This is a genomic window from Postechiella marina (genome assembly GCF_039538365.1).
GTDB classification, from domain to species: domain Bacteria; phylum Bacteroidota; class Bacteroidia; order Flavobacteriales; family Flavobacteriaceae; genus Postechiella; species Postechiella marina.
On the sequence record NZ_BAABCA010000001.1, the window covers coordinates 61,649 to 75,051 of the forward strand.

The window sequence follows — 13,403 nt, forward strand, 5'->3', positions numbered from 1 at the left end:
ACATTTTAATTATTTAAAATGCAATTAACCTAATTGATTGTTAGATTTTTAGAAACAAAAAAAACGAATGTTTTTGGCATTCGTTTTCTTTGTATTAATAGCTTATATGTTTTAGTCTTGTAGAGCAAAAACTTTTTTTAGTAAATCTGTTGTCCTCGAAGAAAATTTAGTTCTAATATCTTTTTCTTCTACAGCAATCATTGTAAACACGCCTTTTAATGCTTCTTGTGTTACATAGTCTGTTAAATCTGGGTTAACTTTAGATGTAAAAGGTACGGTGTTGTATTTGTTTATTAGGTTACTCCAAATTTGATCTGCACCAACTTTACTAAAAGATTGTTTAATTACAGGATTAAATTTATCGTATAAAGCAGTTTGTGTTTTACTTGTTAAGTATTGTGTTGCAGCGTCGTCGCTACCCACCAAAATATTTTTAGCATCGGCAAACGTAATACTTTTAACAGCATCTATAAAAATAGGTGTTGCTTCTTTAACAGCATCTTCTGCAGCTCTGTTAAGCACTTTTAAGCCTTCGTCTGCTAGTTTGCTTAAGCCTATGTCTCTAAGTGTTTTATCTACTTTTTGAAGTTCTTCTGGTAATAAAATTTTAACTAAATCGTTTTTAAAAAAACCATCTGTTTGAGTTAGTTTTGTAACCTGTTTATCTATTCCAAAATCTAGGGCTTGGCGCAAACCAGATGCTATTTCTGTGTTTCCTATAGCGCCACCAGATTGTGGTAATTGGTTAACTACTTGTTGTAATTCTGCGCAGGCAGTAAAATTAAAAACTAGGGCAAATGCTAATAACTTACGTATCATAAATAATATGTGTTTCTATATATTAAGCAAATATAAATTTTAAGCTCTATAAATGCTTGAATATTATATTTGTTTTATGATTTTTGTTTTAATATTATTGTAAATTAGTATAAAATCAAGTACTATTTATTCGTTTAAACCAAAATAACCCTGAGTTAAACAATAAGCAAGTTGTAAATTAAGACTTTATTTTTGCATAATGTTTAATGATTTTTAATAGCTATAAGCAAAAGAATCATTAAATTAATTAAGTAAAATACTATTTTAGCACAATATTTGTTTATTAGTTAGTATTAATTAATTATAGGTTATTATAATGAAGTTTAAATTGTTATTTGCTATTGCTCTATTTCTTAGTCCGATGTTTTTCTGGGGGCAAGTAAAAATTTCTAACAATATTCAACCCTCTTCTTTAGCTAAGAGCGACGAAAATGCACTCTATTTTGTAGATTTTTGGGCTACTTGGTGTGGACCTTGTGTGCATGCTTCTAAATATTTAGAATCTTTACAAATGCAATTTCCTAACAACTTTTATATTGTTTCTTTAACACAAGAAAGTCCAGAAGTGGTTAAAAAATTTATGGCAAAGCATAATATGCGTCTAGCAGTTGCTATAGATTATGAAGGTGATACATTTTTAAAACACAACGTAAGAAGTTTACCATATGGTATATTATTTAATGCCGATGGAAAAAAGTTATGGGAAGGTCATGCTGCAGATTTAAAAAATTATAATGTAGGCGGATATTTAGCAAGAAATAAAAAAACGGTGTCTGTTTCTTCTTTTTTTAAACTTCAAGAATATAAAAAAGAAGTAGCTGTGCCAAAAGAGGAAGAAGAAGCTATAAAAAAGAACTTTGTTTTTAATGAAGATAAGGCGATTGAATTCGAATCTTCAGATGTCCAAGTTATAGATAAAGGCGATTTTGTTGAGTTTAGAGGTTCTTTACAAGATATTATTTCTTATAATTTAAAAAGTTATAAAGGCCAAGTTAAAATACCTGCAGAATTAAATAAGTATTACTCGATGCGTTTTAGAAAAGATACTAAGGTATTTTTTAATAAAGAAAAATACATTTTAAGGGCTCTAAAATTGAGAAAAAAAGATGAAGAGCACGAGGGAGATGTTATTGTTTTAACTGTAGATTCGCCTAAGTTTTGGGATACTAACCAAATAGATTGGGGAGTTAATAATCCGCAGTTTTTAATTGGAGATTCTGAGATTAAAGCAGATAATGTGTCTTTAAACGAGATAGTTTATAAATTATCTGGTTTATTAGAAACACCTATTATTTTTAATGAAAAGAGTAATGATGAAGATTTGCACGATTGGCATATACATTATAAGTATTTTGAGTTTATGTCTTCTAACCTTGACGATTATGGTATTAAGGTAGAAAAGAAAGTAGAAAAAATTCCGCAGTACGTTTACACTGCTCGATAAATACACTAAAATTTATATAGAATAGATGGCTCACAAATACTAACTTGTGAGCTTTTTTTTATTGTTAGTATAATGTAAGTTAGACTTATAGGTTTTGTGCTTAAATAGCAGCATAACTCTTTAATTACTTTTTTATTCGTAATTACTAGCATATTTTAAATGAGCTATTATTTATTGGATGAGTTGTTAATGGAGAATAATACGTAGCTAACAGTTGCTTATAAAGGGTTGGATAGTAGGTTAGACCTTAGTTACATATCCTACTAGCGTTAATTAATAAAGGTATGTTAAAGCTCTTTTAGTATTGTTGCATACATACAACATCCCAAAAGCAAATGGCAAAAAGTACGATTTTAGAAAAGCATCTTTGTTAAAATATGTTTTTAATGTTACTTATACTTGTTTTATTGGTATAAAAAAAAGACACCCGTTAAGGTGTCTTTTTATTAATATTATGTTTTAAAAAACGTTCTAATTAATCAATTAGTTGTTTAATACTCTAAATTCAGTACGTCTGTTCTTTTGGTGCTCACCTTCAGAACATTCAACACCATTAGAACAACGGTTTACTAATCTAGTTTCTCCGTACCCTTTACCAGATAATCTGCTTCTAGAAATACCTTTAGATACTAAGTAGTTAACTACAGAGTTAGCACGTTGTTGAGATAAAGACATGTTAAAATCGTCGTTACCTCTAGCATCTGTATGAGACATTAATTCAATACTAACTGGTTTGCTGTTTAATAATGGTAATAAAGTTTCGTCAATAATTTTCTTAGATGCAGGAGTAATACGAGCGCTTCCTAATTCGTAAAAAATTGGTAAAACGTTAGCGTCTAATAAACCACAATCAACTTCTTCCCAAGTAGTAATACCTCCTTTTTTAGCTAATACAGTTCTAGTTACAGTTTGAAATCTAGCAGGAACAGTTACACTTTTAGTTGTAGCTGCAGTAGCAACAACTTGACGCTTAATAGTAGAGTATTCTGCAGGAATTTCTACAGTATCCATTCTTGCAGGAGTTTTAATAACTCTCTTTTTGTAAGATGTTGGTATTTCGCTTACAGGAATACTTCCAGTAGTAGCATCTGTAGCTAAAGTAGTAAAGCTTACATCTCTAAATTGTGCAGGGTATTCAACGAAACAAGCAACAACACAATCTTCTTTGTTTGGAGAATCACATGCTGTTTCTTTGTATTGCCATCCTGAAGTTTTTGGGTAAGTTTCAAAAGTTCTTGAGCTAGTTCCAAAAGTAGCAGGGTTAATGCTTAAATCTGTTCTTCCTTCTTTTTTAACGTAAGGTACATCTACAGTTTCGTAAGTTGCAGGAACATAGATGAATTTTTTAGAAGCTTCTTTAATTAGTACACGATCTTCTACTGTTCTGTATGTTGCAGGAACAACCTCTAGCTTTGTGTAAGCAGGGTACACTTCAATAGTTTCTTCAATGTCTTTAAACTCATCTTTAGTAATACATTTTACGTAACATTTTCCTGGATCAGGATTTACAGGTAAATTTTGAGCTTGTGAGAATCCGATACCTAATAAAAAAGCTAGGCATAAAAATAAATTTGTTTTCATAAAAAATTAAATTTTAGTTAATGGTTACATTTTTTTTCCACTGTATGTATGACACTGTAAAAATAAAAAAGTCACAGTTAAAATTGCAATTAAATATGTAAATAAAATATTATTAATAAAATGTTAATGAATTAAAAACGGTAATGCCCTCATTTTAAGAGAAAATGACAGTCTTGTTATTAAAAACCATAACTTTTCTATTGGCATGTAGTTTTATAGCGTTAGCGAGTACTATTTTTTCAAGATCTCTTCCTTTGGCTATTAAGGCTTCTATAGTATAAGTGTGCGATATATGCGCTACGTCTTGCTCTATAATAGGCCCAGCATCAAGCTCTTCTGTTACATAGTGGCTAGTGGCGCCAATTATTTTAACCCCTCTTTTATAAGCCGAATGATATGGTTTTGCTCCCACAAAGGCAGGTAAAAAAGAATGATGAATGTTTATTATTTTATTGGGGTATTTGTTTATTAATTTACTAGATACTATTTGCATATAACGAGCTAATACAATAAAGTCTACATTATATGTCTTTAATAATTCTAATTGTTTGTCTTCTGCCTCTGCTTTTGTTGCTTTTGTAACTGGTATATGGAAAAACGGAATTTTAAAACTATCTGCTATAGGTTTTAAATCGATATGATTACTAATAATAAAGGGGATTTCTAAATTTAATTCGCCAGAGTTGTAGCGTCCTAATATATCGTATAAACAATGGTCGTATTTAGAAACAAATAAAGCCATTTTGGGTTTGTTGTGCGAAGAATAAATGCGCCATTTCATTTCAAATTTTTCGGCTAATGTTGTCTTAAATGCGCTTTTAAAAGCATCGGTAGAAAAATTATCTCCAATAAATTCACTTTCTAATCGCATAAAAAATATATCTTGCTCTCTGTCAACATGCTGGTCGAGGTAAATTATATTTCCGTTTTGCTCTACTATAAAATTCGTGACAGATGCGATTATACCAGATAAATCTTTACAGTGAATTAAAATGGTTATTTTGTTCATTACTTTTTGTTCTAAATTTGAGGTTAAAAGTAGCTTAAAAATCTAAAAATAAAGGGCGAGATGTTAATTTTAGATAATCAATAAAAAATAGTTGTAATTTTTGAATAATTCGTAAATTAGCATTAATAAAAATAACTTTTTTTAAGAATGACACAGTCAAATCCATATAAGCCAAAGAATAAAGTAAGAATTGTAACTGCAGCATCTTTATTTGATGGGCACGATGCTTCCATAAATATTATGAGACGAATTATTCAATCTACAGGAGTAGAGGTAATTCATTTAGGGCACGATAGAAGTGTAGAAGAGGTGGTAAATACAGCTATTCAAGAAGATGTTAATGCCATTTGTTTAACATCTTACCAAGGTGGACATATGGAGTATTTTAAGTATATGTTCGATTTATTAAAAGCAAACAACTCAGAACATATTAAAATATTTGGAGGCGGTGGCGGTGTAATTTTGCCAACAGAGATTAAAGAATTAATGGATTATGGTATTGCTCGTATTTATTCGCCCGATGATGGTAGAGAAATGGGATTACAAGGTATGATTAACGATTTGGTTGAACTATCTGATTTCGAGATTGGACATAGTTTAAATGTTGATATTAAGACGCTTGCAGATAAAAACTCGAAACATATTGCAAGAATAATATCTTCGGCCGAAAATTTTCCAGAAATAGCAAAAAGTACATTAGATAAAATACATTTAAAAAACCAAACTAATAACGTTCCGGTTTTAGGAATTACAGGAACAGGAGGAGCAGGTAAGTCTAGTTTGGTAGACGAGTTGGTTAGGCGTTTTTTACTCGATTTTCCAGAAAAAACTATAGGTATTATTTCTGTCGATCCTTCAAAAAGAAAAACTGGAGGTGCTTTATTAGGCGATCGTATAAGAATGAATGCTATTAATTCGCCACGCGTTTATATGCGTAGTTTGGCTACAAGGCAATCTAATTTGGCCTTATCAAAATATGTAAACGAAGCCATAGAGGTTTTAAAAGCAGCAGAGTTCGATTTAATTATACTAGAAACATCGGGTATTGGACAGTCTGATACAGAAATTATAGAGCATAGTGATGTATCTCTATATGTTATGACGCCAGAGTTTGGTGCAGCAACACAACTAGAGAAAATAGATATGCTAGACTTTGCAGATCTAGTTGCTATAAATAAATTTGATAAAAGAGGCGCTTTGGATGCTTTACGCGATGTTAAAAAACAATATATGCGTAATAATAATCTTTGGGATATGCCTCAAGAAGAGCTACCAGTTTATGGTACAATAGCCTCGCAGTTTAACGATCCAGGAATGAATACGCTTTATAAAGCAATTATTGATAATTTAGTTAATAAGGCAGAAGCTAATTTAAAATCTAATTTCGAAATTTCTAGCGAAATGAGCGAAAAGATTTTTGTTATTCCACCATCGCGAACAAGGTATTTGTCAGAAATAGCAGAAAATAACAGAGCCTACGATAAGAAGGCGATTGCTCAGGTAGATTGTGCCCAAAAGCTTTATGGTATCTATAAAACCATATGTTCTGTAGCAGATATTAATTTAAAAAAAGAGGCTTTGTTGCTTTTAAACAAGCATGGTTTAAACCAAGAATTAATTCTTGAACATGCTAAAAGTGAAAGTGAAACAACATTCTTGAAATTACTAATTTCAGAATTTGATAGAGTAAAACTAAATCTAGATCCTTTTAATTGGGAAATTTTATTGGAGTGGGGCGATAAGATAAATAAATATAAAAATCCTATTTATACCTTTAAAGTACGAGATAAAGAAATTAAGATAGAAACACAAACAGAATCTTTATCACATTTGCAGATACCAAAAGTAGCACTGCCAAAGTATAAAGCTTGGGGCGATGTACTAAAATGGTGTTTACAAGAAAATGTTCCTGGCGAGTTTCCTTTTACTTCTGGTTTGTATCCTTTTAAGCGCACAGGCGAAGATCCAGCTAGAATGTTTGCTGGAGAAGGTGGACCGGAGCGAACAAATAAGCGTTTTCATTATGTAAGTGCTGGGTTGCCAGCAAAACGACTTTCTACTGCTTTCGATAGTGTAACTTTATATGGTAGCGATCCTGATTTGCGCCCAGACATTTATGGTAAAATTGGCAACGCTGGTGTTTCTATTTGCTGTTTAGACGATGCAAAGAAACTCTATTCTGGGTTTAATTTAGCGGATGTTATGACATCTGTAAGTATGACTATTAATGGTCCAGCTCCTATTCTTTTAGGTTTTTTTATGAATGCTGCCATAGATCAGCAATGCGAAATATATATTAAAGAAAACGGATTAGAACAGGAGGTTGAGGCAAAAATAGAAAAATTGTATGCTAACCAAGAAAGACCTAAGTACAATGATGAGTTACCAGCAGGAAATAATGGGCTAGGTTTAATGTTGTTAGGTGTAACAGGTAATCAAGTTTTACCAGAACCTATATATGAAGAGATTAAAAAAAATACAATAGCACAAGTTAGAGGTACAGTACAAGCAGATATTTTAAAAGAAGATCAAGCGCAGAATACTTGTATCTTTTCAACAGAATTTGCATTGCGCTTAATGGGCGATGTCCAAGAATACTTTATAGAAAATAATGTACGTAATTTTTATTCGGTTTCCATATCTGGATATCATATTGCAGAAGCTGGAGCAAACCCTATTACCCAACTGGCGTTAACATTATCTAATGGTTTTACTTATGTAGAGTACTATTTAAGTCGCGGAATGGATATTAACAAGTTCGGACCTAATTTATCTTTTTTCTTTTCTAACGGAATCGATCCAGAATATGCAGTTATAGGTCGTGTAGCTCGTAAAATTTGGGCCAAAGCCATGAAACATAAATATGGTGCTAATGCTAGAGCACAAATGTTAAAATACCATATTCAAACCTCAGGAAGAAGTTTACATGCTCAAGAAATAGATTTTAACGATATACGCACATCTTTACAAGCACTTTATGCCATTTACGATAACTGCAACTCGTTACACACAAACGCTTATGATGAAGCTATAACCACACCAACAGAAGAGTCTGTACGTCGTGCTATGGCTATCCAACTTATTATTAATAAAGAATTAGGTTTGGCTAAAAACGAAAACCCTATTCAAGGCTCTTTTATAATTGAAGAATTAACAGATTTGGTAGAGGAGGCTGTACTTATGGAGTTTGATAGAATTACAGAGCGTGGTGGTGTTTTAGGAGCTATGGAAACCATGTATCAGCGTTCTAAAATTCAAGAAGAAAGTCTTTATTACGAAACTTTAAAGCATAACGGGCAGTTTCCTATTATAGGTGTAAATACATTTTTAAGCAGTAAAGGCTCGCCAACAGTTATACCAAAAGAAGTTATTCGTGCTACAGAAGACGAAAAACAATTTCAAATAAAAACATTGCAAAACCTTCATAACGCACATGATACTAAAGCACTGTTAAAAAGCCTACAAGACAAGGCTATTAATAACGAAAACATATTTGAGGCCTTAATGGAAGTATGTAAATTTTGCTCTTTAGGCAGTATTACATCGGCTTTATTTGAAGTTGGTGGACAATATCGACGAAATATGTAATTTATAGGAGAAATTATTAGTTAACCGCTTGAAGACCATATCTTTGTTTTATTTTAACTTATGCCAACGATTAAGTATAATAACCTATTTAGCATTGTATTGTTAAATTCTATTTCTCCATTATCTAGAGAGGTAAACAAATTTTTATCAAATAAATTGGTTTGCAAGCAATATAAAAAAGGTGATTTTTTAGTTAGAAATGGAGATATGTGCGATAGACTTCATGTAATTAGAAAAGGTTTAATACGTGGTTATTTTAATTATGAAGACAAGGAGGTTACTACATGGGTAAGTGTAGATAACGAATTTGTTACTTCAATTTCTGGCTATTTTAAAAAAGAACCAGCATTAGAAAACATTCAATGCTTAGAAGATACATTTACAGAAAGTATTAGTTATGACGATATGCGTTTTGCAATCGAAAATTTTAAAGAAATGTCTAAAATTCATAGAGTTTTGCTAGAAGAATATTATGTTCAAGCAGAACATCGCTCTTTTATTGCAAGAATACCTACAGCTATTGGGCGCTACGAGCACTTTTTAAAAATATCGAATTCACAGATTCTAGATCGTTTGCCAAAGAAATATCTAGCTTCTTTACTAAACATGCGACCAGAAACGCTTTCTAGATTGAATAAACAATTAGTTTAACAAAAATTTAATATAAAATTGACATATATCAATTGAAAAACAACTTTTTATACATTTTTACAAATGTATAATTTAAATTAGCACTGATTTCATATCTAAATTGCTAGTATCTGCTCTTTAAATTGAGTTGATTAATGAAGTCTCTCTAAAAACACATCTTTTTTAAGGTGTGTTTTTTTCTTGCCAAAAGTATTTTGATTAAAACTATAGTGTTAGTAACCAGCTTCTTTGAAGCTTCTTGAATTTTTTTAACTCACTTCTTAAAATAGGGAGGAAATCTTTTCCGTTACTGTTTGATCGCTCTAGCCTATAAGAACTTTTGTATAACATATTGGTTAAACGTTTAAGGGATGCAATATGTTTATGTTTGCGCTCAGAATAGCGCTCTAATTCTGCATTAACAATTTCTGGGGCTAATGATACCGATTGCTGAACAATATCACCAGAAAAATAAATATTTGTATCTTCTGTACCGTCAGGCTTTAAAGAAGACAAATCGTGATTTAAGTATATAGATATATTTTGCGAAAGCGCAAAAATATCTAATGCTTTTTGATAAATCGGTAATTCCGATAGGTTTGATGGGGTTTTGGGTGACATATTCTTTTCTTCTTAGCAATAATATCAAAATTACTCACAAGAAACAATATTTTACTTTCGATGTTAAAGTAAAAATGTATATTTGCTTTAAGTATTAATTATTTTTTTGTGTTTTGATTTAAAATGAGCTTAGATGTTCTTAATAGTAAGATTTTAAAGTGTTTACAGCAAAATGCTAGGCTTTCTAATGCCGAAATAGGGCGTAGGGTTGGTATTAGTTCTCCAGCGGTATCAGAGCGAATAAAGAAAATGGAAGATTTGGGCATTATTGAAGATTATAAAGCCATAGTATCTCCGTTTGAAATTGGTTATCAATTAAAAGCTATAATTACTTTGCGCGCTTTTATGGGAAAATTAAAACCATTTTTAGATAAGGTTAAAACTTATGATGAGGTGGTAAACTGTTATCGTATTACTGGCGATGAGAATATTGTAATGGAAGTGGTTTTAAAAAACCATAAGCATTTAGAGGTTTTTATAGATCAGCTTATTAGTTATGGCGAAACTAAAACTCAAATTGTATTATCTCGCGTTGTTAAACAAAAAGAGATTATACCCATAAAGTAAAATTAATTAATACGCCAAGGCGGGTGCTCTCTATTTTTTCCTGCCGAATATAAAATAATGCTATTACCATCAGGGTCTTGTAAATGTGCTTCGCGCCATAACCAAGGTTTGTCTTCTGGTAATTGATTAAAAACTATTCCGTTTTTTTTAAGTTCTAGAACCCAATCATCTAAATAATTACTTTCAAAATAAATAGAAATGCCAGCGCCTATAGGTAGCTCGTCTACTAAATGGATAGAAAATGTAGCATTACCGTCTGGGCATTTAAATCTTACATATCTTGGAAGCGCATTTACAATAAGATGCGCTCCCAAAATTTTGTAAAATTCAGTCGCTTTTTCAACATTTAAAGACGGAATAGTAATTTGGTTTAAATCCATAAAATTTCTTCTTCTTTAATATTTTTTTGTTGTTTCTTAGATTTTAAATAAAGCTTTAAAATAAATAAAAGAAAAACACAAAGAGCCGATAATATTGTAATAATATACCATGTGTTATTAAACCCTAAGTTATCAACCATACTCATTCCTGCTTTATGGCCAAAAATATGTGCTACAGAAAATGCTATAGAATATAATGCCATGTATTCGCCTTGGTTGCCTTGTTTTGCTCTGTCCATAGCAAAAGCATTAGAAAACGGAAAAGCTATCATTTCTCCAAAAGTCATTAATAACATACCTATTATTACAACGCCAGTCCAAGAACTCATATTTAAAATAATAAAGCTTAAACCTGTTAATATGGCACCAAAAAGAATTAAACCTGTTTTGGTAAACTTTGTAGTTTCTAACCATTTTATTAAAGGCATTTCTATGGCAAAAATTAAAAAACCATTCATACCTAAAAGTAAGCCTATGTCAAACTCTGTAAAATAATGTACATCTTTATAATACAATGGCATGGTAGAAAAGTATTGTAAAAAAGCAATGCCAAAAAGTACCATAGCTACCAAAAATATAATAAAAGCTTTGTCTTGATAAGCCGATTTTGGGTTTTCTGTTTTTACATTATCTAATGTTTTTGTGGTTTTTGGGTTTAATACGTTTATTAAAACTACAGTAGCTATAATGCATGTAACACCATCTACCCAAAATAAACCAGCATAACTTAATTTAGTAATTATAATACCGCCAATGGCAGGACCAGCAGAGAAGCCTAAGTTTATAGCAAGTCTAATTAGGGTTACAGATCGTGTTTTGTTTTCTGGTTTGCTATAAGCGCTTAAAGCAACAAACATAGCAGGCCTAAACATATCTGCAACAAGCATAACCATAAAAATACCTAGGCAAAAGGCAACAAAAGACGTTAGGAATTGCAAAGCAATAAAAAGTAGGCCTGTAAGCATTAAACTATATACCATGACTTTATAATAACCAATTTTGTCGGTTAGTTTACCACCTAGCCAAGAACCAATAACAGAGCCCAAACCAAAAGCGCTCATTACCCAACCTACATCGCTTAATGTAAAATTAAGACTCTTAATTAAGTATAACGATAAAAATGGAATAACCATTGTACCAGCTCTATTAATAAGTGTAATTAGAGCAAGCCACCATACTTCGTTAGACAATCCTTTAAATGTGTTTAGATAATTGTTAAATAGTTTTTGCATTAGTTCTAGGTGTTCAAGTTTCTGTTTTCAAATTTTTGGTTTTAGTTAAAAGTCTAGATTAGACTAAAAATAAAAAGTCCGACTGCGAAGTCGGACTTTTTAAATATTGTAATATTTTATAATTATATCACCACAATATGCAACAAGCCCATCTTCTTGTCTTTAAACAAGAGGTCCATTGTTTTCTATAAATAGTGACGTTATTACGCATTTTTGTTTTATTATATTAATACAAAGCTAAATAAAATAATTTGAAATTGTATTTTTGAAAAGAAATAAAATATTATAAAATGAAAAAAGTACTGCTATTACTGACTTTTTCTGCTTTAATTTTTTCTTGCGGAAGTAGTTTTCAAGGGTTTTATAATGCACATAAAACAGATTTAGGGGCAACATCGTTTCAGGTTCCTAATTTTATGAAGGCTGTTTTAAGTAACATTTCCCCTGATGTAAAAAGTGCTATTGGTAATATTACAGATGTTAAATATATTACTTTAAAAAACGTTAATAACTTTAAGCGTGAAGAGTTAATAGAGGAAATGAATGCGGTTACTAATAATGGTTATATCGATGTTTTTAGAAAAAACGAGATTGAGCAAGTTAGAATTGTATCTGTAAAAGAAATTGGTGTGGTTGTAACCGATGCTATTATATTTAACAGTAATAAAACAGAAACTACAGCCTATTATTTACAAGGAAATTTTGATCCGGAAAAAATTAAGGCTTTTGCAGACGAAAATACGTTTAACAACTTTTCTAGTAGTTTAAAGTCGTCTTACCAATTAAATACAAATCCATCTTTTAACCCAAATAACTAATGCGAATACTTTTTTTACTTTTTGTTATATCTATGTCAACACTAAGCTGTGCACAAGATAAACGCCCTTTAAAGGGTGATACCGAATTTCAGAAAGCTTTAAATGCAGAGTATAAAGATGCCTCTACATCGCCTTTAAAAAATAAAGATAGAAAAGATTTTGAAGGTTTAGAGTTTTTTAAATTCGATAGCACTTATGTGGTAAAAGCAAGTTTAGAACGTACACCAAACTCTAAGTGGTTTAATATGAAAACAACAACTAGCAGACTGTCTAAAGAGCGTGTTTATGGTGTTTTAACTTTTGAATTAAAGGGAAAACCATATAGATTGAATGTATATCAAGGCCAAGATACAATGCAACAAGAGGGGTTAGAAAATTATTTGTTTTTACCTTTTTTAGACGAGACTAATGGCGAAGAAACTTATGGTGGTGGTCGTTATATTGATGCTCGTATTCCAGAGGGTAACATAATGGAAATAGATTTTAATCAAGCTTATAATCCTTATTGTGCTTACAACGAAAAGTTTTCTTGTCCTGTTGTACCGCGTCAAAATTATTTAAGAACTCGTATTGAGGCTGGTGTAAAGGTTTTTAATAAACATTAGTCTTTATGTACTAATGCTGCTTTTGCGTTAGCGATAGAAATGGCATCCTTTTTAAAACTTAGGGAAACTTCTGTTTTTTAGCTAGGTAATAAACTAAATAGGTAGTTGT

The 13,403-nt window shown here is 31.1% G+C and carries 12 protein-coding genes; 6 read left to right on the forward strand and 6 right to left on the reverse strand.

Annotation, left to right across the window (positions count from 1 at the left end; genetic code table 11):
- Positions 1-111 precede the first annotated feature (111 nt).
- Complete coding sequence (locus ABD715_RS00175) at positions 112-819, reverse strand: DUF4197 domain-containing protein (protein WP_344785743.1); 708 nt, start codon at positions 817-819, stop codon at positions 112-114.
- 316 nt (positions 820-1,135) lie between these two features.
- On the opposite strand from ABD715_RS00175, the gene ABD715_RS00180 reads away from it, so the two are divergent.
- Entirely contained in the window at positions 1,136-2,263 is a 1,128-nt protein-coding gene (locus tag ABD715_RS00180; protein WP_344785745.1) for a TlpA family protein disulfide reductase, read from the forward strand.
- Positions 2,264-2,746: 483 nt separating this feature from the next.
- Here ABD715_RS00180 and ABD715_RS00185 read toward each other — a convergent pair whose 3' ends face one another.
- Positions 2,747-3,844 (reverse strand): OmpA family protein, encoded by a 1,098-nt coding sequence (locus ABD715_RS00185; protein ID WP_344785747.1) that lies wholly within the window; start codon positions 3,842-3,844, stop codon positions 2,747-2,749.
- Positions 3,845-3,998: 154 nt separating this feature from the next.
- Positions 3,999-4,853: a formyltetrahydrofolate deformylase gene (purU, locus tag ABD715_RS00190; RefSeq protein WP_344785749.1), complete on the reverse strand. Its 855-nt coding sequence runs from the start codon at positions 4,851-4,853 to the stop codon at positions 3,999-4,001.
- 147 nt (positions 4,854-5,000) lie between these two features.
- Between purU and ABD715_RS00195 the strand changes: the two genes are divergently transcribed.
- On the forward strand, positions 5,001-8,441 hold the full coding sequence (locus ABD715_RS00195; RefSeq protein WP_344785751.1) for a methylmalonyl-CoA mutase family protein: 3,441 nt from the start codon (positions 5,001-5,003) through the stop codon (positions 8,439-8,441).
- Between the two features lie 60 nt (positions 8,442-8,501).
- Positions 8,502-9,092, forward strand: coding sequence for a Crp/Fnr family transcriptional regulator (locus ABD715_RS00200; protein WP_344785753.1), 591 nt, complete (start codon positions 8,502-8,504; stop codon positions 9,090-9,092).
- 204 nt (positions 9,093-9,296) lie between these two features.
- Here the strand turns inward: ABD715_RS00200 and ABD715_RS00205 are convergent, their stop codons facing one another.
- The gene (locus ABD715_RS00205) at positions 9,297-9,692 is read right to left on the reverse strand and encodes a hypothetical protein (protein ID WP_344785755.1); all 396 of its coding nucleotides are present in this window, start codon (positions 9,690-9,692) and stop codon (positions 9,297-9,299) included.
- A gap of 123 nt (positions 9,693-9,815) precedes the next feature.
- Here ABD715_RS00205 and ABD715_RS00210 point away from each other — a divergent pair, with 123 nt between their 5' ends.
- On the forward strand, positions 9,816-10,259 hold the full coding sequence (locus ABD715_RS00210; protein WP_344785756.1) for an Lrp/AsnC family transcriptional regulator: 444 nt from the start codon (positions 9,816-9,818) through the stop codon (positions 10,257-10,259).
- Between the two features lie 2 nt (positions 10,260-10,261).
- Here ABD715_RS00210 and ABD715_RS00215 read toward each other — a convergent pair whose 3' ends face one another.
- Both ABD715_RS00215 and ABD715_RS00220 read right to left on the reverse strand, forming a co-directional pair.
- Positions 10,262-10,639 (reverse strand): VOC family protein, encoded by a 378-nt coding sequence (locus ABD715_RS00215; protein ID WP_344785758.1) that lies wholly within the window; start codon positions 10,637-10,639, stop codon positions 10,262-10,264.
- Positions 10,630-11,871: an MDR family MFS transporter gene (locus ABD715_RS00220; protein ID WP_344785760.1), complete on the reverse strand. Its 1,242-nt coding sequence runs from the start codon at positions 11,869-11,871 to the stop codon at positions 10,630-10,632. The genes ABD715_RS00215 and ABD715_RS00220 overlap by 10 nt, the downstream gene beginning before the upstream one ends.
- A 290-nt stretch (positions 11,872-12,161) precedes the next feature.
- Between ABD715_RS00220 and ABD715_RS00225 the strand changes: the two genes are divergently transcribed.
- Both ABD715_RS00225 and ABD715_RS00230 read left to right on the forward strand, forming a co-directional pair.
- On the forward strand, positions 12,162-12,689 hold the full coding sequence (locus ABD715_RS00225) for a DUF4252 domain-containing protein (RefSeq protein ID WP_344785762.1): 528 nt from the start codon (positions 12,162-12,164) through the stop codon (positions 12,687-12,689).
- Positions 12,689-13,294, forward strand: a complete 606-nt coding sequence (locus tag ABD715_RS00230) for a DUF1684 domain-containing protein (protein ID WP_344785764.1) — start codon at positions 12,689-12,691, stop codon at positions 13,292-13,294. The genes ABD715_RS00225 and ABD715_RS00230 overlap by 1 nt, the downstream gene beginning before the upstream one ends.
- The last annotated feature ends 109 nt before the right edge of the window (positions 13,295-13,403 follow it).